At 54.1% G+C, this 22,953-nt stretch carries 16 protein-coding genes and 1 pseudogene; 11 read left to right on the forward strand and 6 right to left on the reverse strand.

Translation table 11 applies throughout. The features are described 5' to 3' along the window. Window position 1 precedes the first annotated feature (1 nt). Genes DM872_RS14250 through DM872_RS14260 form a run of 3 tightly spaced genes read left to right on the forward strand, consistent with a single transcriptional unit; the run spans window position 2 to window position 5,206 of the window. Window positions 2–760: a DUF4194 domain-containing protein gene (locus DM872_RS14250; RefSeq protein WP_179060102.1), complete on the forward strand. Its 759-nt coding sequence runs from the start codon at window positions 2–4 to the stop codon at window positions 758–760. Continuing rightward, a complete protein-coding gene (locus DM872_RS14255) occupies window positions 753–4,058 on the forward strand; it encodes an ATP-binding protein (RefSeq protein ID WP_179060134.1) in 3,306 nt (1,101 codons plus the stop codon). Before DM872_RS14250 ends, DM872_RS14255 begins: the two co-directional genes overlap by 8 nt. Next, complete coding sequence (locus DM872_RS14260) at window positions 4,055–5,206, forward strand: Wadjet anti-phage system protein JetD domain-containing protein (protein WP_179060103.1); 1,152 nt, start codon at window positions 4,055–4,057, stop codon at window positions 5,204–5,206. Before DM872_RS14255 ends, DM872_RS14260 begins: the two co-directional genes overlap by 4 nt. A gap of 231 nt (window positions 5,207–5,437) precedes the next feature. On the opposite strand, the gene DM872_RS14265 is transcribed toward DM872_RS14260, so the two are convergent. Then, window positions 5,438–7,408: a helicase gene (locus DM872_RS14265; RefSeq protein ID WP_256873401.1), complete on the reverse strand. Its 1,971-nt coding sequence runs from the start codon at window positions 7,406–7,408 to the stop codon at window positions 5,438–5,440. A gap of 613 nt (window positions 7,409–8,021) precedes the next feature. Between DM872_RS14265 and DM872_RS14270 the strand changes: the two genes are divergently transcribed. Beyond that, on the forward strand, window positions 8,022–8,192 hold the full coding sequence (locus DM872_RS14270) for a hypothetical protein (RefSeq protein ID WP_179060104.1): 171 nt from the start codon (window positions 8,022–8,024) through the stop codon (window positions 8,190–8,192). Window positions 8,193–8,248: 56 nt separating this feature from the next. Then, window positions 8,249–10,471, forward strand: coding sequence for a hypothetical protein (locus DM872_RS14275; RefSeq protein WP_179060105.1), 2,223 nt, complete (start codon window positions 8,249–8,251; stop codon window positions 10,469–10,471). A 239-nt stretch (window positions 10,472–10,710) separates the two neighbouring features. On the opposite strand, the gene DM872_RS14280 is transcribed toward DM872_RS14275, so the two are convergent. The 4 genes from DM872_RS14280 to DM872_RS14295 all read right to left on the reverse strand — a co-directional run bounded on the left by DM872_RS14280 (window position 10,711) and on the right by DM872_RS14295 (window position 13,440). Further along, entirely contained in the window at window positions 10,711–11,025 is a 315-nt protein-coding gene (locus DM872_RS14280) for a hypothetical protein (RefSeq protein ID WP_179060106.1), read from the reverse strand. Between the two features lie 150 nt (window positions 11,026–11,175). Then, window positions 11,176–12,033, reverse strand: coding sequence for an inositol monophosphatase family protein (locus DM872_RS14285; RefSeq protein ID WP_179060107.1), 858 nt, complete (start codon window positions 12,031–12,033; stop codon window positions 11,176–11,178). A gap of 81 nt (window positions 12,034–12,114) precedes the next feature. Next, a complete protein-coding gene (locus DM872_RS14290) occupies window positions 12,115–12,321 on the reverse strand; it encodes an antitoxin Xre/MbcA/ParS toxin-binding domain-containing protein (RefSeq protein ID WP_179060108.1) in 207 nt (68 codons plus the stop codon). A 207-nt stretch (window positions 12,322–12,528) separates the two neighbouring features. Continuing rightward, window positions 12,529–13,440, reverse strand: a complete 912-nt coding sequence (locus DM872_RS14295) for a site-specific integrase (RefSeq protein ID WP_179060109.1) — start codon at window positions 13,438–13,440, stop codon at window positions 12,529–12,531. A gap of 180 nt (window positions 13,441–13,620) precedes the next feature. Between DM872_RS14295 and DM872_RS14300 the strand changes: the two genes are divergently transcribed. Continuing rightward, a complete protein-coding gene (locus DM872_RS14300; RefSeq protein ID WP_179060110.1) occupies window positions 13,621–14,622 on the forward strand; it encodes a DNA-binding protein in 1,002 nt (333 codons plus the stop codon). Between the two features lie 42 nt (window positions 14,623–14,664). Here DM872_RS14300 and DM872_RS14305 read toward each other — a convergent pair whose 3' ends face one another. Then, a complete protein-coding gene (locus DM872_RS14305; RefSeq protein WP_179060111.1) occupies window positions 14,665–15,591 on the reverse strand; it encodes a hypothetical protein in 927 nt (308 codons plus the stop codon). A gap of 334 nt (window positions 15,592–15,925) precedes the next feature. Here DM872_RS14305 and DM872_RS14310 point away from each other — a divergent pair, with 334 nt between their 5' ends. The 5 genes and pseudogenes from DM872_RS14310 to DM872_RS14330 all read left to right on the forward strand — a co-directional run. Further along, window positions 15,926–16,585 carry a TnsA endonuclease N-terminal domain-containing protein gene (locus DM872_RS14310; protein WP_179060112.1) on the forward strand — a complete coding sequence of 220 codons (660 nt, stop codon included), beginning with the start codon at window positions 15,926–15,928 and terminating at the stop codon, window positions 16,583–16,585. Then, the gene (locus DM872_RS14315; protein ID WP_179060113.1) at window positions 16,578–18,536 is read left to right on the forward strand and encodes a DDE-type integrase/transposase/recombinase; all 1,959 of its coding nucleotides are present in this window, start codon (window positions 16,578–16,580) and stop codon (window positions 18,534–18,536) included. The genes DM872_RS14310 and DM872_RS14315 overlap by 8 nt, the downstream gene beginning before the upstream one ends. After that, the gene (locus DM872_RS14320) at window positions 18,517–19,467 is read left to right on the forward strand and encodes a TniB family NTP-binding protein (protein ID WP_179060114.1); all 951 of its coding nucleotides are present in this window, start codon (window positions 18,517–18,519) and stop codon (window positions 19,465–19,467) included. The genes DM872_RS14315 and DM872_RS14320 overlap by 20 nt, the downstream gene beginning before the upstream one ends. Then, complete coding sequence (locus DM872_RS14325) at window positions 19,464–21,782, forward strand: helix-turn-helix domain-containing protein (protein WP_179060115.1); 2,319 nt, start codon at window positions 19,464–19,466, stop codon at window positions 21,780–21,782. The genes DM872_RS14320 and DM872_RS14325 overlap by 4 nt, the downstream gene beginning before the upstream one ends. A gap of 659 nt (window positions 21,783–22,441) precedes the next feature. Further along, window positions 22,442–22,807: pseudogene (locus tag DM872_RS14330) on the forward strand (HNH endonuclease); the annotation flags it as partial. Window positions 22,808–22,953 lie beyond the last annotated feature (146 nt).

Raw genomic sequence — 22,953 nt, forward strand, 5'->3', positions numbered from 1 at the left:
GATGGGAAACGTCTTCGATGAGTTAGCGGCCCGCAGGGAGCCTGAGGATGCTGATGAGCAGGAAGGCGGCGTGGTCGCGGAAGTACCCTCCCACACCGCGGCAAACCCTGAAGACCAGGCGAGCTACACGCCTGTTCAGTTAAGAGAGTGCAGTCAGGAACTGCTGCGAGTCGGCCTGCTCGAGGCTTCAGCCAAACCCAATTTATATCGGATTGCCCTTACCCAAACTGGCGCGATCAACACCATCTTCGAACCCTTCGATCTGGCGCTTCGCATTGACGAGATTCGGGGCCTCGCCTATCTCATCGTGTCTCAACGAATCTTTGCCGACGACGAGGATGAATGGTCCCATCCCTTGGTCCGTAAACAGCGACTCACTCTGGAGCAATCGCTGTTGCTGGCCCTCCTTCGTCAGCACTATGTCGTATACGAGCAAGAGGCTGGCATCGGCGGCGGAGACGCTAAAGTCGCACTTGAGGAGTTGCTGCCGCAGCTGCAGCTCTTTCTCGGAGCCCTAGGCAGTGACCAACGGGAGCAGACTCGCCTGCGTAACCTCCTGGAGCAGCTCAGAGCCCATGGCGTGGTTTCAGAGGTCAACCAGCACGACCAAGTCTCGATCAGGCCGATCATTGCCCATCTTGCCAACCCCGAGAATCTGGTGAGCCTCCTTCAGGCGCTCAAAGCCAAGTCCCGATCCGCCCAGGAAGCCGGCGCGACGAAGCCCGAAGAAGCCGAGGAGGTGAACCGTGACGATGCCTGAAGCAACAAACCTGGTGCTCAGGGATCTGATCCCCGACACGCCCTATCTTCTGACTGGAATCGACCTGTTCAACTGGGGCTCCTTCGGCAATCGGCATACCGCGGAGATTGATTTGCGGGGCACCGCGATCATCGGCCAGACCGGTAGCGGCAAGACAACGTTGATAGACGCCTTCATGACCCTGATCACTGCTCAACCGCGCTACAACCTGGCGTCGACTGGTGGGCACGAAAGCGATCGGGACCTCGTGTCCTACGTTCGAGGGGTCTCCGGGGCTGGACGCAGTGGCGACATGGACCACATTGCCCGTCCGCAGAAAACCGTCACCGGCATTGCCGCGCGCTTTAGGAATGAACAAGACACCTTGTGCATCGGTGCCCTGTTCGCATTCGATGGAAGCAGCTCATCCCCTTCCGACCTGGATCGGATATGGCTCTTTTCCCGGGTGCCGGGAATGGGGTTGGATGATTGGCTTGAGCATCATCATGTCGGCGGCAATCGTGCGCTGAAAAGCCTGGCAAAGGAGACCCCGGGGCTGTTCGTCAACGAGAGCAAAGTCCACTATCTGGCTCAGCTGAGGCGCTTCTTCGATGTTGGCGAGAATGCGTTCACCCTGCTCAACCGGGCAGCGGGGCTCAAGCAGTTGAACAGTATCGACGATCTCTTCCGCGAACTGGTGCTCGACGACCACTCTGCGTTCCAACGTGCGGCTGAGGTAGCTTCGGAGTTCGACAACCTCACCGCCATCCACCAAGAGCTGGAGGTCGCACGCAAGCAGCGAGACTCGCTGCTTCCAATCGCACCTGCATGGCAATCACACAACGACCTTTTGGAACGGAAAAACCAGTGTGCCGAGTTGTTGAGGATCGCCCCCATCTGGTTTGCGACGAAGGCATACCAACTCTGGGGAACGCGACTGCAGAGCCTCAATGAGGAGCTACGGAAGAACCAGGACCGTCGGGATGAGCTGGAGCCTCAAAGGAATGCCCAGGCAGCGCTCGAACAGACCCTGCGAGATACCTATTTGCAGAGCGGCGGCTCCAGCATCGAAGCCCTAAGAGAAGAGATCAATTGGCAGCGAGGCCGATGTCGAAATCTGGAGGGCGCCGCTGATGAGTACCGGCGTGTTGCTCGGAAGCTGGAGCTAGATGAAACGATTTCAAGGGAATCCTTTCACGCGAACAAGCTGAAAATCGACTCGCTCGCGCCGCAGCTCGAATCGGACCTGAAAGCACTGGAACAAGCTGCTTGGGATCAAGGTGTTCTACTGCAGGCACAAAGCAAAGCTCTCGAGGACCTAGAAAGGGAGCTACACGATGCCAAGTCCCGACCCAATTCGAATATCCCCTCTGAACCCAATCAGTTTCGAACGGCACTGGCCGAGTACCTTGGCCTGGACAACACGGCCCTACCGTTCCTGGCCGAGTTGGTGGAAGTCAAAAGCGAGGAAGCACAATGGCGAGGTGCAATAGAACGCGCGATTGGCGCCCATCGCTTACGCATTCTGGTACCGAGTGAATCGCTCAAGTCCGCTCTGAGATGGGTAAACGGTAGGCACAACGACTTCCATGTCCGCCTGCTGGATGCTCGGGAGCCCAAGCAACCTGCAGTCTTCTTTGAGGATGGCTTTACTCGCAAACTGACTTTCAAACCGAAGTCCCCCTACCTAGCCGCCGTGAAGAAGTTCCTGAGCGGCATCGATCGCCACTGCGTCGGATCCGCCGAAGCGCTCGAGGGCACTGAGCATGGCATGACCGCTCAGGGCCTCATGTCGGGGAAAGCAGGCCTGTATGACAAGCAGGACAATATCCGCTTGGAAAAGGGCTGGCTTACCGGCTTCGACAACTCGGATCAGCTCCGAGAACTGGCCCTGCGCTTGATCGAGGCGCGCGAACTCGCCAAGGAGCTGAAAGAGGCCTGCGAAGCAGCCCAAGCCAAAGCGAATCTCGCCAGACAGAAGCACGGCCTACTCGAGCCGTTTGTGCTGCTGCGCTACGACGATATCGACCTGCCAGGTGCAGAACAGGCACTGCAGTCACTACAAGAACGCCTGAAACTGTTAGAGGCCCCCGACTCAGATACCGCCCAAGCCAAGGAGCGATGGTCGGAGGTTAAATCGCAGCTTACAAAGCTCGATGAAGCCCTCAATGACCTAAAGATCAATCAAGGGGTACTCGCGCAGGATGTCGGCGCCTGCACGGAAAACCAGTCCCATGCATACAGGCGCACCGGGGCTGGGCTTTCAGACGCGCACGTATCGCTTTCCGAGGAGCATTTCCACCTACCGACCGATTGCGAGGCAAAGTCCGTATCGGATCACGAACAGTCCGCGTTGCGCGGGTTAGTAGCCCAACAAGACAAACTGAGCGAGAAAATTCTGGAAAGCTCCAAGACTCTTGTCCGCCTCATGGAAAACGCAAAGAAGGAAGACCAGGGCCCACTCGTCGATGTACGCACCGAACTGGAGGATGTGCCCAGCTACCTCGAGCGGCTGAGGATACTGATTGAAGAAGCTTTGCCGGAAAAGCAGCAGCGCTTCCTGGACTATCTGAATCAGTCCTCGGACCAGGGCGTCACGCAACTTCTCCGTGGCGTCGACAATCAAGTGTCCATTATCGAGGAACGCATTGGCGAGCTAAATGACACGATGCGCCGTGTCGATTTCCAACCTGGCCGATATCTTCGATTGGAGCCCAAGCAAGTCGTTCACGACCTGCTCAAAGCACTGCATGCTGCTCAACGCGTACTGCTCACAGCAGCGTTGAAGGACGACCAAGGCGAGAGCCACTTCCGCGCCTTGGCTCACATCATCAACATGCTCCGCGATGCCAGCGAGCGTAAGGCCACACTAGGAGCCAAGGCGCTACTGGACCCGCGTTATCGGCTGCATTTCTCCGTCTCGGTGATTGAGCGCGAGACAGGAGCGACCATCGAAACGCGTACCGGTTCGCAGGGCGGAAGCGGCGGCGAAAAGGAAATCATCGCCAGCTACATCCTTACAGCATCGCTCAGCTACGCCCTGTGCCCAGATGGAAGCAGCAAACCTCTTTTCGGGACGATCATTCTCGATGAGGCCTTCTCCAAGAGCTCCCAAGCCGTGGCTGGCCGCATCATTTCTGCCCTCAGGGAGTTCGGTTTGCATCCCCTCTTTGTCACCCCCAACAAGGAAATGCGACTGCTGCGGGCCCATACCCGCTCGGCGATCCTGATTCATCGCAAGGGGCAGCAATCGACCATGACTTCGCTGTCTTGGGAGGAGCTGGAAGCCGCAAAGCCAAGGGAATCTGACCAGCAATGAAATCGCCTAGCGATTGGTCCCGAAAGCTTGCGAAACAATGGCAGCAGGCCGAGTTGCGGGAGGCGCGCCTGCTGCACCCGGGAAGCTGGCCATTGGAGCTGAGGATTGGAAAACCCAGCACAGAGGTCTTTACCCAGGAGTCCGAGCGCGTTCGGCAGCATGTTCAGGCCTGGCGACAGGTCACCATTGGCTATGTGGATTTTCGTCCTGAATCCTATCGTGCCGGCAGTGAGTCGATTTCCATGCCGCACACCTGGAAACTGAGAACACCTTCGGAGTGGGTACAAGCTACTCAGGATGCAGTCATTCAGTCGGAATTTCAGCGCCTAGCACAATTGGTGAAGGCCGTCCCGGATCCCCAGTTCCGAGCGTTAATGGTACGCCAGCGGCGTCTGGTGCTGGATCGCCCACCGGAAGAGGTTATCCGCTGCGCCGAAGTGGCGATGCTTCTGGAGCAAGGTTGCGCGGCAGGACGTCCGCTGCGGGCCCTAGCGACAGGCAACATCGACAGCAAGTTCTTCGAGCGTAACCGGTCCCTAGTCACACAGTTCCTTAATCTTCGTTTCGACGGTCTGACCTCCTCGATGGGGCTTGAGCGATTTCTTGGCGCCGAGGAATTCACCGATCACTGGCTCCTGTTGGTCCCCTTGGCCGCTGGACTTCTACCCTTCGATCAACAAAGGGCCCCTGTTCAGTCACTTACGTCGATGCCCGCATCGGTCAGCCACATCGTCGTGGTAGAAAACGAACGCTGCATCCACCAACTCCCGCCACTTCCTGGAACTGTTGCCATCCTGGGAGCAGGGCTGAATCTGGAGTGGATGAAAGGCGATTGGCTGGGCAGACGGCGAGTAGCCTACTGGGGAGACATGGATACGTGGGGCCTTGCAATGTTGGCCAAGGCCCGCATATATCAGCCAGAGCTGGAATCAGTCCTCATGTCAGTCGAGCATTTCGAACATCACCAAGCGTCACTTGCCGTCATTGAGCCCTCGACGGCCGGAGCCACGCCACCTCCGGAACTCAGCGAGGACGAGAAAGCTCTCTACAAACATTTGCTGGAGGTAACACGAGGGCGCCTTGAGCAAGAGTTTCTACCCGTGGAACTGGTCTCCAGCGAATTGCGTGACTGGCATAGGAGTGAGTAGCACATCCTAGGACGGTGAAATGCATGTAGCTATTCAGCTGCGTGGGCCACCCAGGTAGCGAGATCGCTTGCCCAATCCCGAAGGTGGCCTGATACATAGTGACGATACCGGGCACGTGTGCTTCTCGTATACAGTGCGGCAAAGAACCGAGCAGCACCAATACGGTCGCGGCGATGCACTCGGCCAAGAAAATTAGGCGCACCCACGGACCTTAGCTGTTGGAAGGAGCGACTACGGCACCGTACTGAGCCCCCCTCCATGTCCAGCCTGAGCTGCTCGAGCTGCCTGATCGATCGCCCAATCCCGCAACTGGCCGGGGACATAGAGACGATAGCGAGCGCGTGTCCCACCGGTGTAGAGGGCGGCAAATAGGCGCGCCGCACCCACTCGATCTCCCTGACGCACGCGGCCAAGCAGATCAGGCGCCAGCATTACGGAGTCGACTTCCATATTCTTGGCATGGCTGACCATCCCCAACAAATACCGCGCGGAATCGGGCGCCACTTGCGTGAGCAGCAACTGGTCGAAGTCGGTTGTCGAATAGCCTTTGGCCAACATGCGATCTATGCGGGTGAAGGAGGGATCATCATTCCCCATCGCCTTACGCAGATCGTCCCACGTTCGGTACCTAAAGAGTGCCCCGTAGCGAGGGCGAAGGCCCTCGTGATAGAGGCGGATGCAATCCGAGACAAACCCGCGGAAGCTTTCTTGAGCCCCAGGCAATAGCGCGAACGGAGCATTCTTCGCACTCAGGCGCTGCGCCCACTCAAAGATTCCCCATTCAGAGCCCACCAGGATTGTCGACGGCTCCGGCGGAACATCCAGCCGATCATAAAAGACCGTGCGGGTGTCGCGCTGCCGATTCCCCTCCAAGGGATGGACATGGACCAGGGGATTTTGGCTGAGCAAGGCATTGATGGCCGATTCAACCTGACGCCCGGCCCGAACACTCTGAAAGACCTCGCGCTTGCGAATGTTCTCGCCACGGCTGGGCACAATGCCGTCCAGTCGCTGACACGCATCCCCGAGCGTAATCACAGGAATGTCGCAACGCCGCAGAAACTGTTCGAGGGGCGCGGGAATCTCATGCGCCTCGTCGATGATGATGTGCGTAAATCCCGGTGGGACGCACGCCTCCTCAGACAAGGAAAGCTGTTTGAGGCGGTGGTAAATGAACACGGGCAGCTTTTGACGAGTAGAGCGTGGCTCGCGGACCTCGTCCCAAAGCCGGTTCGCGTATTCCACTAGGACATGCTGATCCACGTCCGACAGTTTTTCTCCGGTCCTGGGTAGATGTCGGGTCGAGATGTGCAAATCAGGCGAGTGGCAGTACCGCGAGACTGTGCCGAACGCAACCGAAGCCACCTGCCGTGCCGACATTCCCGCCACCGGTAGGATACTCAGATCCTGCACGAGAAGATCTTCGTCTACCTTCGCCTTGGTGGTCGTTCCCCATTTGAGCCTATTCGGGCACGTGCTGTCATGCAGCAGTACCTCCAGTGCAAACTCGCCAAACGTTTTGACCTGGTCGTCTTTCTTCCCGACCCGCTTCATCACGGCATTACGCTGGTGCTTTGTCAGAGCCAGAATCAGCGGTCGGTGCTCTGCCAGAAGGTCCACCATGCGCTCGATCAGGTGGGTCTTGCCGGTACCCGCCAGCGCCTGCAGATGGAGATTCTCGTGCAGTTCGTTTGCAAAGAAGCGGAAGCTCCTCGCCTGCTGATCCGTCAGAAGGAAAGTCTTCCCTGCGGGGGTGGAGAACTGCTCCGTATAAGGATTTATGGCAGCCGAATGCCGAGAGGAGAAATCGAAATCCCATTTGCCGTCAGCGAGTAGGAATTTGCGCTGCGCCACTGAGTCCGGGTCGAGGAGCCGTAGCCCCCAGGACGGCAATTGTTCGAGGGCAGAGGCGAAGGCAGCCACCTGGAATCGCGGAACCATTGCAGCACCAAAGGTGCCCTTGCCGCCCAGAGAATCCATCTCAGCCGCCGACGTAATCAGATCGCTTAACAAGCGCTCACCGTGGACCGCAACCGATCCCTTCGTCGCCAGCATCGGCAGCTTCTGGATTAGCGTCACAGCAGCCACTTCCGCAGCGGGCCAGGCAGGAAAGCAGTCCGCGGCAACAAAGGTTCCGTTCACCAGTCCGTCTGATTGCTCCTCAGTTAGGGGCAGAAACAAGCTAGCAGCATCATCAGGCATTAGGCGCTCCAAACGTGAAGCATGAGGTCTTGAAGAAAGGCGAGCAGATCACGAGGAGGCCGGGTCCCTGCCCCGCCAAGACTCGACCCGCTCGGGTGAGGCTACGTAAGCTATCAAAGCCACCCGTCAGTTTCACAGAGCCCCCCTGCCTGACCTTGCTCGACGCCACGGTGGCGCGCTTCACTGTGCCCTCCCCGAACTGGAGGAGGTGACCAAACGCTTTGGGTGGGATTTCAGAATTTGACTGGAGCGCCTTGCGCTGACGCACCATGGTTATGCCACACTTAGAAAGGTGTCAGGTCTAACGCCTTTGCACAGCGCGAAAACTCTCAACAGGGTTCGATCTGAGCTAGTCTGCACACGAGCAACCAGCAGCATATTGCAGGCCAGCAGTTGTGGAGCCCGCCCAGAAGCAGTAAACGACTGAGGCTTGTCGGAGGTACGGCAATGGGTGGACAAATGCGAGAGATGCTGATTGACTCACCCATCGGGACCTCTATAATCCCGAGAATTTTTCTAAGGCGTCCCCGTGACGCCTTTAGCATGCCCGAATCACGCACCAAGACGTGTCCAAAGGGCCACAGCGCAGAGACAGGAAAAGGAGTTGACTGCGATGACGACTGATCGTCTGTTTGACAAGATTCGCAATCGAGTTGGCGAGACACGAGAGCAGCGTGAACGTGCGACCCGTGCCCGCATGAATGCTCTCAATGAGAAGCTGGAGCGTCAGCTTGCCTCTCAAGCCATGACTGCGGAAGTGCTGGCCAAAGCCTGCAGCCTCTAACTTCTTCTGTTCCACGAAGAGCAGCCTCACCGGCTGCTTTTTTTTGCGCGATCATAATGACTCCATACCTCGTTTCCGGTTTTCAGAAAGCCACCCTCAGTGCCTTGATCCGCGAGTGCTTCGGCTACGACTTTGCTGACATCTTCCTAAAGGGTCAGGTCACCTACCTATTTAACTACCTCAAAGAGCGCGATTGCGTCTCTATGCTTTTGGAACCCGAGTACATTGATCGCGAGTTCCTGGAGGACTACTCCCGGTATTACGTGAAGCGTTTCGGCAACGACAGCTATGAATGCGGACGCATTCACTTCTTCAGCCGAAGCATCGACCACAAGCACCTAGATCTTCTCCTGCAAGGAAAGGTCGCTGGTGACCTGACCATTGAGGATCTCCAGAAACACTATCTGGGCTTCATGGTGGTAAAGCCGTTGAGCCGCACCTTCGTGGGCAAGACTTGCCTGCAGCTGACTGGCGACAAAGGCGTGGGGGACGGGACCAAGAAGAAGATCGCCAAGCGCTACGACGTGAACCTCTTCGGCATCAAACTGCATGTCGATTCGATCGCCTTTCAGGAACAAGACAAGGTTGTGGCTGCGTGTGCTACCACCGCCATCTGGACTGCGCTGCATGCGCTCCCTTGGAGAGATGTCAAACACATCCCGTCCTGCAGTGAGATCACCATCAATGCCTTGAATTTTGTCGAGGGTTCGAACAATGGCTTCCCCAACAAGGAGCTGACGAACAAGCAGATTCAGCGTTCCCTGGACGTAGAGGGTCTTCGTTATCATTCGACGCTGCTTCTGAACGAAAGCCGTGAATGGTTCCGAGCCTGTGCCACCTCCTACATCGATAGCGATCTTCCCCTAGTTCTGGTTGGTGAGGTGTACTCCATCAATCGAAAAAGCGCGACGGAGGAAGAGGAGTCAAGTGAAGAGGTGATCGCCCTCACGAAGGAGGGCGGTCACGCTGTGACTGTGCTCGGGTACGATTTCAGGGTCGGCTCGAACCTGCTCTACATCCACGACGATCGTCTTGGGCCCTATGCGCGTGTGGAACTGGTGGAACTGGCGAGCTACCGGATGCCAGGGGAGCCAGCCGAGCTGAAAAATCGTTGGGGATTAGCGTTCCGCCAAACGGCTGACTTCGGCGAGACATGGTTGCCAGAGTACGAAATCCTCATTCCAGACGCTTGCATCGTGCCTGCAGAGAAGAAGGCCCGTTTGTCCTTCCAATATGCCCACGGCACAGCCCAAGCTATCACTGATCAGATCCGCCTCTGGACGGATCCTCTACTGGACTCTAAGGAGAACCAGCTCCAACCGGGTCCTGTGAGATTCAACATCAAGCTCTCCTCAATTTCTGAAGTCAGAGAGCACGTGCGCCAGCACACACTGGGGTACTTGGGCGGCGAGACTCTCCAAGTTGAGGTCGATGAATGGGTTACATTTACTGAAACGGACCTTGAGAGGTGGCACGAGGATCGCATCCGCATTTTGACCAGCCCAATGGCCAGGCTTCAGTGGGAAATAGATTTTTTCTGGGGCAATAAGGAGATCTTCAAGGTTCTTCTGGACGCGACAGACATTCCTCTAGGCAAGGCAGTCTCTGGTGTGTATGCAAGCGACCCTCTGTACTCTGAGCTGTTCTTCGGACTGTTCCGCAAAGCAGAGATTCCTGAACGAGAAACCGACAACGCGCATTTCTACGGATCATTCCTGAAGGCACTTGAGCAGCGCGACCTCGACTATGAAAGCCATCTGAACAAAGCATACGGGGCACTAAGAGCACCGCTCCGCCTGGAGGAGAGCGAAGTCTCCGACTCTGGCAAGGGCCTAAACCCAACACTTGAGCACTACTTCGACCCCCAGGAAAAAGAACTGGCAAAAATCTACCCTGAGATTGTCAACGATCCAGTCATGCGGAATCTGATCTGGGCTATTGGTCGCGACGGCAGCTTGTTTGTGGCAGAAGATCTCGCCAAACCGAAGCTGGGCCATCCCAGTATGACGGGACTGCAGGCGGCCCGCATCGCAGGCGAAATGTGGTGGACGGAAGTAGATGGGAAGCCCATCTGGCACGTCAACCACTCGTCAGGTCGGTACAGCCGAGACTACGTTACCCCCGACAAATACCTCGCAAACGCTGTAAGAAAAATTGCATCGTTCTTCGAGGATAAAATCGATTTTGTAGCCAAAGGCCTTAGTCGCCCTCCCTTGGTGGAAGCAAGGATGAATAGAGAGAAGGAAGAAGCGGAGAAGCGTGAGTTGGTTCAGGCGTAATCACTTTGGCAGGCCGTAGCGCGCCTGCCGAGCCCTATATCCCACTACTGCACATACGAACGCCACCGTCGCTCACCAACTCGGTTGTGTGGGCGAGAGTGTCCGTCCGGTGCTTAATGTAGCTGCCATTCCATTTCCTCGAGCAGCTGCTGATGCTGGTGTTTCTCGATTTTGTTTTGGATCCTCTCCGTGCTGGAACGCGAAATTACAATCACATAAGTGCAGCCCCCGAAGGGAGATCAGGTGGCCGAGCTGCCGCCGTCATTGAAAAAATCATCGCGAGCCACGCGCCCGAAATTCTCGAGGTCCTTGTCGCCATCCTCAAACATCGTGTTCACCATACGTTCGCGTCTCAAGTATGCAAGCGTCTGGAAGAAACAGGGTTCGCACAGATGGACCTCATAGCGTTCACCATCATGGGCTGAGCCATAGCCCCAACTGGCGCGAAGCGTGCCAAATTGCAATCCATATCCTTCAACTCGCGTGCTGGCGCCACAAACATCGCACAGGACATCACTGACCGATTCGACCCGTTCCATCGCAGTGATCTTCATCGAGAACCTCCCACCAGGGTACATGTAGGCCTTCGTTTATCTAGCACACGATACTCCTGTAGGAATTTTGCTCGGTGGGGTGAAGTGCTCCCCCCGAATACGGCCCTTCGGTGCATCGGACCCGCAGCCGAGCTTAGGCTCACCACACAACTACGCTCCGTCTGCGAGAACAATCTGCCACGGACGCCTCATCAGCTCCTGGCAGGCTATTGCCCCGCCGCCGAAGCAATACCCGACTGGTTGATTGAATGTCACCGGAGTCGCGTAGCCCAGGGCCTGTCCCCGTTCGTTCCAAAGGCCACCGCCACCTGCCCGCAGCAACGCGTGACCCGCCACCACATCGTGGGGCGACACCGCGTACAGCGACACCGCCGCGATCCCGTCTCCCGCTGCCACCCGGGCAAGCCGATAGGCAATGCTCGGCATGGGGTGGAAGGTGGCGGGCGCACAGAGCTCGGCGTTCTCGTTGGGCCAGGCACGCGCGGCGAGACTGACGAAGACTTGGGCACCTTCCGCCAGTCCGCCTGATGCGACATTCGGCGCAATCAACGCGCCATTACGGAGCAAGTGCCGCATCCCCTCGACCCATGCCATGCAGTCGGCGCCGTGCGCCGTCAGCGGCGCATAGACGACGCCCAGCACCGGCACACACTCTCGTAGCAAGCCTACGGAAATCGCCGAGCCCAGGTTCCCTTGCAGGAAGTCGCGGGTGCCATCATTGGGATCCACGACCCAGCAATAGTGGTGCCCCGTCAGCTGCACACCGGTTTCCTCACCGACAAAGTCGCAGGGGAGCAGCGTCTTCAATCCCTGGCGCAGCATGACCTCGACCTCGCCATCAATTTCGGCCTTGTCTCCAGCACCTCTAGGACCACCGGGTCGCACCACCTCAGCAGCGATCAGGCATCCCGCTTCCCGTACCAGCGCGATCACCGCATCGAGCAGCGCTCGATCGACGCCCTCGCGAGCTAACGCCTCCGGTGACAACGGGACAGGTCGTTTACGCATGCCGGAACCCTCGAAGGCGGCTAGCAAAGGGGCTAGCTGGCAGTCACGCCGGGTCGTTAACGGCGACCCTAAAACTTAGGGTCAGTGATAGACCCCATACTCGATGCGCTCAAGAAAGGTCTCGAGCACTTCCAGGTCCTCTGCGTTGGCGAGCATGTCGATTGGACGCCGCCGCTCGAGCCCCAACGCGGGCGCCTCCATCCACCGCTCGGCGGCCTCTCGACTGCCGAAAACTTGCGTGGCGCGCTTCATTACTTCGGCATACCGCACAGCAAAACTCTCAGTCATGGTGGTCGCTCCTCTCCGGGCTATGCAGGCGCCCGGTCCCAGTTAGCCAAGCCTAAACTCCCTGCCCTCTTACGCCGATGCGCTGATGGGTGCTTGGGTAAGTCCAAGCAGGTCGGCTACCCTCCTGCCGGCAGGCTCGCTCGCGCGTTCCCCACCTGCCCCCTCATCCACCGGGCAAATCGGCCCCAACAACCGACAAGGGGCCCTTCACTGCGAGCGGCGCAGTTCGCCAAACGGCATCTCCGGCTCAACATAGCGCAAGGCGGCCTTAGCATCGCGCCAGCCGACGTAACTCATCAGCGCCTTGGCGCTCCACTGGTTGCGACTGGCCCACGTGGCAAAGCCACGGCGCAACGAGTGACTACTGAAGCGCTCGCCCTGCAAGCCACTGCGGACCATCGCCCGACGGAGGATGCGCGAGATGCTGTAGGCGTGTAGTCCGGCCTCCGCCAGGTTGCCCCAACGGTCCACCGCACGAAACACCGGGCCTTGGCGCAACCCGGATACCGCGAGCCAATCAAGATAGGCTTCCACCGGACACAGACGTTTTAACGCCGGCACGGTGAACGACCGTCCAGTGTTGTCGCGGTCGCCCTTGCTGCTGGGCAAGAACAAGTCCATCCCCTCCCCTGGCCGCACCTCGACAAACTCCACGCGCAGCCGGCACAGGTCATCGCTGCGAAACGCCCGCCAGAACCCGAGCAGGATCAGGGCGCGATCGCGGCGGCAGCTCAACAGCGCATGGTGGTCGACTTGTTCCTGCGCCACCAGCCAGTCGATGCAGCGGGTCAACTCGGTCAACTGCAAAGGCTCTGCCTGCCGCTCGAGCCGCGGGTGCAGAGCCTGGATGCCGCGCAGCACCTCCCGCACCTGCGGTGCCTTGGTCGGATCGACAAAGCCCTGACTGAGGTGCCACTTGGCCAGGGCCGCGAGGTTCGCGCGCAGGGTCGAACTGGCCAGGGTCTCAGCGTAATCCGCCAGGTAGCGCACCACCGCCTCGCTGCTGGCGGGCAGAAAACCGCCCCAGGTTTCCTCGAAATGCGCGAGCGCCTGCTGATAGCGGCGCTCGGTGCTCGCGCGCCGCGCGGCCTGCCGGTAGCGCTCCACTTTCTCCGTCACCGCCTCACCCTCCTGCGTACTGGAAAAACTGCCTTCATCGCTCTCCACCTCCGCTGAGGTTTGAGAATGCCCCATTCACAAGCGTCAGTTCGTCCGGCCAAATCCCCTAAATTCGAGTGCTGGTACAGCTGTACTTCCATACTCCATGTCACACCACGCAATCGTCGGAGTGACAGCGCCATGGCGCGTAGCGGCATCAACAAGGCGTTAGTGCAGAAGGCCCGGGAAGCACTCCTGGCACGCGGGGTGCGTCCCAGCATTGACGCCGTGCGTATCGAACTGGGGAATACGGGGTCGAAAAGCACCATTCAACGCTACCTCAAGGAACTCGATACGCTTCCTGTAACCAACGGTCCCGGCTTGAGCGAAGAGATCACCAGCTTCATCTCCGGTCTCTCAGACCGACTCCGTCAGGCGGCCGAAACCTCCGTCGCGGCGGAGCGAGAAGCGGTCGCTCGCCAACAGCAGGAATACCGCAGCCATCGGCAGTTCAGTGCCGAGCGGATCGAGCAGTTGCGAGCGGACAACAACCAGTTGCGGCTCCAACTCGACAGTCTGAACCACGACTGCGGCCTCCTGCGCAGCCAGCTCCATAGCAATGAAGTAGATCGCACGCGATTGCTGGAAGCCCAAGCAGGTTTGCAGCAGCTTCTGGACGAACGCGCCGCTCAATTGCGCTCGCTGGAAGACAAACATCAGCATGCGCGTGATGCCCTGGCCCATTTTCGGGAGGCCAGCCAGGTGCAGCGCGAGCAAGAGCTGCAGCGTCATGACAGGCAGACTCAACACCTACAAGCTGAAATCCGGACACTTCAGCACACCCTGTCAACTCGATTAGACGAGCTCGCGACGCTGAATCGGGATAACGAGCGGCTACTGGCTGCTAGCACCGAGCAGGTCAAGCAACAGCGCCTTCTGACCCAGGAACTACAAAAACAACGTGCGACAATCAACACCCTGCAACAAGACTTGATCAACCGGCAGACTGAAAGAGCGGCTTTGGAGGAGCGTCTCCTGCAAAAGCAATCCGAGTTAGCACTAATGCAGCAACACGGAGAGCAACAACGTGTACAACTAGTCCAGTTACAAAAGCACGTTCTGAAGCACTCCATTGCGGCGGATAACCCGGCAATCGAAGCCTCTTCAAAATCAACCAAGAGCAGCACCATGGATAGCGGGTGATGCAGGCAACCTCGCAACCATAGTTACCAATGAGTAGCCGCCCTAGACGACTAATATTGAGCTTTCCACAACGCGAAAGTGCTCCAACCTCCAGCGAAGTGACTTTATCTCTTTCTGCCACGCTTCCAGAGCGCATACATGACGACGGATTCGCGCCGCTATCCAATCAGGTTTCTTATGTAGCAGCAGATCGGGAAGCTCTTTGAAGTCATGCGGATGGTTAATCAGCATTGCCATAAATATCGATAGATCCCGCCCTTTATCGTCGAACCACCCTCTACCTGTCAACTCGCCAATGAGTTCTCGGTACTCATTCACACCAGCATGAAAATATTCAAATGAATGCGGCCAGTCCGAATGATTCTTTAGTTCGTAGAGATCTTGCCGCCAAATAAGCGAATCGACTATCTGATAGAGTTCGCCAGCAATATACGACAACGGAGAGGTAACACAGAGCACCTGCAGATACTTAGTAAACAAGAGACTAGCACGCACTCGACTTGCAGTATACCTAGCCGACTTGGTACGAATTATTAGAAAAAGAATACTCAAATAGTTCAACGACACACACCTGGACAACCAGTCAATCCCCTTAGATGTGGCAAGATCCAACTGAAGTTCCTCACCAAGCTCACTAGAGAGCGCTCCCCAAGATTCCCCACCCCGAGCGTTGGCGCACAGAGTCGGCCAAAGAATGTTACTCAACACCTCACGAAGAAGCGGGTAACGGACGGTTAACTCGGCTTGCAAGTGTTCGGAGAGGACTCGTCCTTTGAAAAACAGCCTCCAGTTTTTTTCACTTGGTTCACAGTAGCCCTGCCCACACTGGTGCTCATACCAGCGAGCCAAGGCAGCTCCGCTGTGGTCGACTCCAGCCTGCTCCGCCAAGGTATGGACTAACAGTTTGCCCAGTGTCTGCCGGATCGGCGGATCAAGTTCACGAGGCGTGTAGTAAGGCGCGGTGTACACGGTATGTCCCCCCGGTGCAAAGGATGTAATTCCGTACGTAAGGTTTTAGTACCGTTTGCTGTACACGGTGAGGTCGCCGACGCATGCGCAAACTTTTTACCCCGAGATAGAGCGATTTCAAGCCCGTAGCAGGGGCTAGCGGGAGTATGACCAGGGGGGGATGCTAGTAGTACGCGGACATCGCTCCGCGGTCCGCAAAGCCGCTTCAGCGGTGATTCTCAGAAAAGGTGACAAATATCTGGGGCCTGCAGAGAGACCCCGCACATAAACCATCTGGATGGCGTAACTCTAGCCAAACACAACCGGTAGATTCGATTCGGAAGGGTGGGTCGCTATGATCTCAATACCGGATGAACTGAAAAGCACACTCTCTTTGTTGCCAGGTCCCAAACTCCGCCGGGGTAAGTACGGCAAGCACGTCACCTTTATTCCTTCACGCAAGAACGGTGGAAACGTCGCCTGTGAGTCGCTTCTCGAAGCCGCGTTTTGCTTGGAGCTTGAGCGCCTCCCGATTATTACCGCCTATCACTCGCAGCCATTTACTCTAGCACTGACCTCCAGCCGGCAACGCTACACACCAGATTTCGTAGCACGGCTTCGTGACAAACGCCTGATCGTTTATGAAATAAAAACTAACTCAGCGCTCAGCGACGCCCCAACGCGCGACCGGCTGAGCTACTTTAAGACCCTCTTTGCCCAATGTGGTTATCCATTGGAGTGCATTGGTGACAGCCAATTTTGGCACCCTGTCAGAACACCTAACTTGCACTTCCTCTATCACAAAAGTTTTGGATCTGATCGGAAATCGGCTTCCCACGTTTCCTCACTCCTTTACGGGTCGCCACACGGAAAATTGACTGTCCAGGAACTCCTCGACAACCACGCACCTCCCCAAGACATTGCTTTTGCAGTGTTCTATGGGCTGGTCGTAGCCGACCTTCAGCGCCCTTTTGGCATCCAGACACAGCTTCAGTGCAGAGGCGACAATGCATAGTGAGAGCGGAGGCGAAAGCAATAGCGACCGCACCAACAGCTTGGAACTCAACGTTGGCGAACGCTACCAGTACCGTATGCAGTTGTTTGAGATCATCGCCATTACCGGAAAACACATTCAACTCAGAAGCGTCCAGCAACGGAGAAATATTTGCTTCCAAAGCTACGACACACTGGCTTTAGCACACCGGAGAGGATACTTCTTCAAAGTACAAGAAGCGCCCTTATTGGCAGAAGCCAACAAGATCATAGCCGGACTTACAGAAAAAATCAGAGCGCGACTAAATAGACGCTTGGCCTATGTCCGCGGAATTTTGGAAAAACTAACTGGATCTCTACCGAAAGCACGAACCCAAGAACTTGCCTTGGAAATCTGTGCTCAAATCGGTGATACACATCCCCCAAGTTACACCTGCATATACAATTGGATGACAGCCTACCTTCGCTCCGGAGAGAATCCAATAGCGCTGATATCATTGCGGGCGAAGAAAAAGACGTACAGGGTACAAAAACAGCCAGAAGAAATTCAAGACCTCATAAACTACAACATTGAATTACTGTACCACTCCGAGACGCCTGCAACTATCGGCGCAGTAGTTGAAGCGATAACATTCAGTATAGAGGACCTTAACAGTAAACGATCAAGCGCTGACCAGTTAAGGGTACCTAGCGAATCTACGCTTCGCCGAATTATACGTGAACTCGACAAGTACGAAACAGAGTTTTATCAACTTGGTCGTCGCACCGCAATTAAAAACCAAAGTTGGAGTAAGATAATTCGCAGACTGCGCCACTTACTGGAGCGCGTAGAGTGCGACACCCAGGTTCTGGATATTATTGTCGTCAATGCTTATGGGGAAGTCTTGGGAAGGCCTTATTTAACAGTTGCCCTTGACGTCCGTTCGCGCCGCATCATTGGCTGGGACATTTCCCTGAACCCTCCTAGTATCGAGAAAACGATACGCGCAATCAAAATGTCACTTTCTAGTGAGCACGAACGCAATGGCTTGGCTTTGCTCTATGTCACTGACAATGGTCCTGAGTTTGTTGCTAAAAAACTTCGTGATTGCCTGACCTTACTGGGGGCCGAAATCAGGTTCTGCGAACCGGGAGAGCCTAACCAGAAGCCATTCGTCGAGCGGTGGTTTAAGACACTTACGACTGGACTTATCCATCACATGAAGGGAACTACATTCTCTAATATTCAAGAAAGGGGCGAGTATGATTCGGAAGCAGAGGCCATCTTCACCTTGGAACAACTTCGCGCGGCCTTCCAAGACTGGCTTGACTCTGTCTACCACAGTGACTTTCATCGTGGCCTGGGCACATCGCCTGATATATTTTGGGAAGCCCATACCGATCCCGCTTTCCCTGCAAAAAGATACTCTAACAAAGATTTAAAAATGCTTTTTCTTAGTAAAAAAGTCGCCACTCCGGTTAATGGCCGCATAGGTTTTGAGAATTTGCAATGGACTGGTCCTGCCGTAGCTTATCTCAGCACATTGAATAGCAAAAAAGACAAACTTACACTTTACTATGACACTAGTGAACTTGGAACCGCCTGGGTGTGCCACCCCGATGCCCCGGACGATATATATAGCATAGATGCTGTAGACCCTGACTACCAGACCGGTTTAACCATGCACATGCACCACTTGGTTATGGCAGAACTCAAAGAGAAGGAACGGACATTTGATTTTAGAGAAGCGAGAGACAATCGTGTACGAATCAATCTCAGGCTAGCTAACTCAAAAGGAAAGCGTGCCCGAAAGAAACACGCACGTCCAGAAGAATACAATTCATCCAACTCTATCGCTCTCACCTCAGATAATGGATCGGCCAATAAATCAAAAGGCCACTCCAAAATCGATCCCCAGAAACACTTAACCAACAGCCAGGTTCCCGCTGTCGCTCAAGTCATGGAGGTGCACATTGACCATAGACATAGATGAGATAGATAGGAAAGTTGGATTATTTGAGAAGAAGGTTGTCTTCTATCCCAGCTTTCGAACAGCTTACGCGATCCTCGAAAAATCGGTGGAATGTACCCGGCGCCGAGGCACTCCTTCATCCGCCATCCTAATCGGCCCGTCAGGAAGCGGAAAATCAACTCTGCGCGAATTATTTTGCGAGCTATATTCAAAGTCTAAATTAGAAGTGGATCCCGACGGACTATATCAGACACTTCCGGCTCTCCAATGTGAGGTCCCGGCTGAAGCAACCATAAAGTCGTTCGCGAAAGAATTGCTGCTTGGTTTGAATTGTTCTGACCTTCGAGGAGACACCGTAGACTTGGAGTTTCGCATCCTTGAGCTCCTGAAAACCCGCCGAACAGCGTTCATTATTATTGATGAATTTCATTTACTAGCAAGACCAGAGACTATTAAAACAGCTAGCCATGTGACCGACTGGCTTCTCAGCCTGCTCAACAGATCCAAAATCCCCATAATAGTAGTGGGGAAGCCTAACTGTAAGGATGTAATTTACAGAAAGCCTGAACTTGCAAGGCGTTACCCATTCGTCGCAGAACTCCAACATCTAAGCTTTGACGAAAATAAAAGCTCTGAATACATAATGACGCTACAGTGTTTGGATCAGGAACTTTACAGCATAGGAGATTTAAGAAAAGGAATCCACTTGACTGACCCAACTATTTCTACGCGCCTCTTTGTAGCAACACAAGGAAATCTTGAGTATTTGAGACTTATACTTTCAAATGCCTTTCAAATATGCCTAGAGCGTGGAGACCGAGCACTTTGCCTTTCTGACTTTATCGATACTTGCGCATTTCTTGATTTAGACCACAGCCTATCAAATGATGATAACCCTTTTGAAGTTAGCCTTACAAAATGTTATTCCATTATTCAAGACAATCTTAAATGAAAGATTTTGCCTTTATTCCACTTCCGTTGCCGGAGGAAAGCCCAACTAGCTTACTGAAGCGTGCGGCAATCAGAAACGGCTATCGCTCCATCGATGAATTTCTTTCATTCTATTTCCAAGATTTGCCTGTCCGAGGCAATTTACTTAGGCAAGACACTATCGTAACTGAACGCCTAACTTATCAAGCAGGAGAGTATGGCGAACTGTTAAAAACCGGCTTCTATAGAGCCACTCACAAGGTCCTAACAAATTCTAATCTACTAATAAATAATATCGAAGTTAAAAAGCGCCTGATCCGATTTAAGGGAGCCGCCATATGTAGCGAATGCTGCGAGGAAGGCTGGGAAAAAAACACAAAAGATTTTTCACTCGCTGAGAATTGCCCTTATCACTCGCGAAAATACCTATTCTCTTGTTCGAAATGCCAACGCAATTTCACATGGCGCAATCAAATAACAACCGAGTGCAAATGCGGCGAACAAATCAAATCGCCTCAATGTTCCGAAGCGGAAGTTCGACCGGAAAAACAACTACTTCGATTGCTAAGAAGCAACTCCCAACACGCGTTTGATCTGTTTTCATCCACACTTCAGAGCCTTGGACTAGGAAGCAAAAATAGTAACCCGTTCATAAACAGAAGCATATTTTCCACCGCATTAGCCATAGCTCTGGAGGATATGGACATGATCATTCCTGGTCTTCAGAGGCTATTCAGTAATGAAAGCATCATTGACGAGCGCTTCCTCTCCACTAAGCTAAGCCACCTCACTCCGCCACATATAAAGTCATTCATATTAAACAAACCACCTAGCGCGAGACCAGCCAACCAACATGCTTCAGACCCAACATTCTCGTTAACTACACAACAACTTCTCGCCTATTTAGGTATAAACAACAAACAATGGAATACTATTCGTACTCACAAGCTATTCCCAAAAAAAGAAAAGCGATGCTGCACCTACAGCCAACAAGAAGCAGCAGCAATTAATCAGATTATTGAATTAATCGCCAAGCAGCGCGAATCTGCTCGACTGAAGAAAGAAACAAGTATCATCAATCTATCCACCGCCGCTCAACATCTCAAAGTAGACCGACATGTGTTCAGAGAATTGGTAAAATCCGGTTTGCTTGGCAAGAAAATTAGGCAAATTGACGGTTTTTACGCGGTTTCAGCATCTGCCATTGAAAGCTTTAGCTGCAAATACGTCTGCATTCAAACAATTGCTAAAGAAGCATGCTGTTCTCTTAACACTGTTAGAAAAGCAATTAAACAACTCGCCACTCCCACAATTTCGCTGGCGCCCAACTCAAAATTCACCACCGTAATACCTAAAGAGTCCGCCCAACAAGTCATAACCGCAATCCAAGCCCTCCTCCCATCATATAAGCGCGGAGTTCGACATAAGCTTTCCGCTAAGCTCCAAGTCATAGAGAGCGACAAAACAACAAACCATTATAGTACGACTGAAGCCAGCAAATTGCTTGATATTGACAGAACAACAATCAGACAACTAGTAAGAAATGGCATACTAAATGCTACTTATAGAACTAAGTTTTCGGAGTACCTGATTCCCAAAGATGAAATAGAGAATTTCAATAAGAAATATATGAACGCATCCGAGGTATCTGAAACCCTGCTTCTGCCCCGCAAAAAGACCACAGATATTTTGGCTGCCCACGGGATCACGCCGGTAATTGCCAGATCAGCGGGCAGTTGCGACATAACACTATTTCACAGAAGCGACATACCCATAGAATTAATTAAAGAAACAGAAACCAATACCCAGATTCTCTACAAAGAGCACTCAAGCAACAGACTGATAAAGCTTTCCGAGGCAAGCTCCTTGACAGGAATTACAATTAAAAGCTTGTCTATGATTACGAAAGCCATCGTCCTACCCTTTCGCCCGTTGCACTATCAATCAATAAAAAAACTCTCCTCTATCGAATTTAAAATGGTGCTGGACTACTACAAAAGCACAACTCCAGTATCGGAAATACTGGATAAGTATGGAATACCTCCTCAATCTTTCACCCAGCTTTTTATTCTAAGCAAATATGTTAAGCCTATCAGAATAAATGGAAACTGGTATCTAGATGCTAAAGATAAAGAGAATGTTATTAAGGTCCTAGAAGAATTTTGCACATGCACTCAAGCGGATTTTATGCTGGGTGCCCCTCCAAGATACACAAGAAACCTGATCATAGGCGGAAGGATTCAGCCTGCAACTCCTCCCCGCGGGATTCCAATACATCCCACTCTAATAGAGAGAAATCTGGTAACACACTTTAAAGACAATATTATTAATGAATAAATCTGAAATAAGCGAAATAATTAATTAGAACATCAATACCGATCCAAAACGTACATATTCCACGCGCCATTTCTGGCTACCTCCCCCGTCGCGAACAACCGCTCGACACTATTGCGCTCTATCAGGACCCGACACAATTATAAGCTTTGATCCCAATCCTCCTGGAAATCTCTGCTTAGTCGCCCCTGATTCAGCTCTAGCTGACAGCGAATTAGGCTCTTTCACTTTTCCTGACAGCTAAATTCAGCCTTGGCTGAAAACCTCGCTCCTAACTCATTGATTTTAATAGCTGTGATTTCACACGCATCTAACAAACTATGTCTCGCGTAGTTTTTCAACAAACACTGAAACTTTTTCACTGAATGTTGAAACGAATGCACCGAGACGGTGCATAGCCGCTGCCAGGGGAGGCAGCGGCGACAGCCATCCAAGGCTGGCTTTCGCTGTTAGGTCGAGACCATTGGCCCCGAAGGAATAGAGGGCAGCAAAGAGTAAACAACAGGGCCGGCGAGCATTGCTCGCTGGCCCTTTTTACTGGCGGGACAGTTCCGGCTTGGGGGAAAAGCAGCCGTCACCTTCCCGTGTAACTTACAACCTCAGTTTGATTCCGCCTGGCTATCACAAGCCAGGATCATCGATGTACCAGGGGGTACGCCGAATTGGACAAACAACGAAAGACCAAGCCCCCAAATGGGCGGTACGACACCAACGACGAAACGAAACGAATCGTCTGGACTCAGGCTGCCGGTCACTGCGAGCTATGCGGCACCGATCTCACATTCGACTACCGCGCAGGCAAGCCAATGAAGTGGGGCGAGGTAGCCCACATCCTACCGGCCAGCCCCCAAGGTCCGCGGGGGCGTAAGGACCATGACGAAGCAAAGGCGCAGGGGCTCACCAACGACAGCGCCAACCTCATGCTCCTCTGCCCAAGCTGTCACAAGAAGATTGATCGTGACGCGGATGGCTACCCGGAAAATGACTTGAGTGGCCTGCATCAAGCCTACCTCGAACGTATCCGCCTCTTGCTTCAGTCCAGGTCTTTGCGGATGCAATGAAAGCTGATGACGAGCGGCGGCCGATCGATACGTAGCAGGGGCTACATACGGGTCTAAGCTGAGTGTATTCCCTTAGGGTCAATCTCTAATGGCTACCCCTAGCAAAGACACTC

Origin of the sequence: Pseudomonas taiwanensis (genome assembly GCF_013393345.1) — a bacterium.
Classification (GTDB): Bacteria; Pseudomonadota; Gammaproteobacteria; order Pseudomonadales; family Pseudomonadaceae; genus Metapseudomonas; species Metapseudomonas resinovorans_C.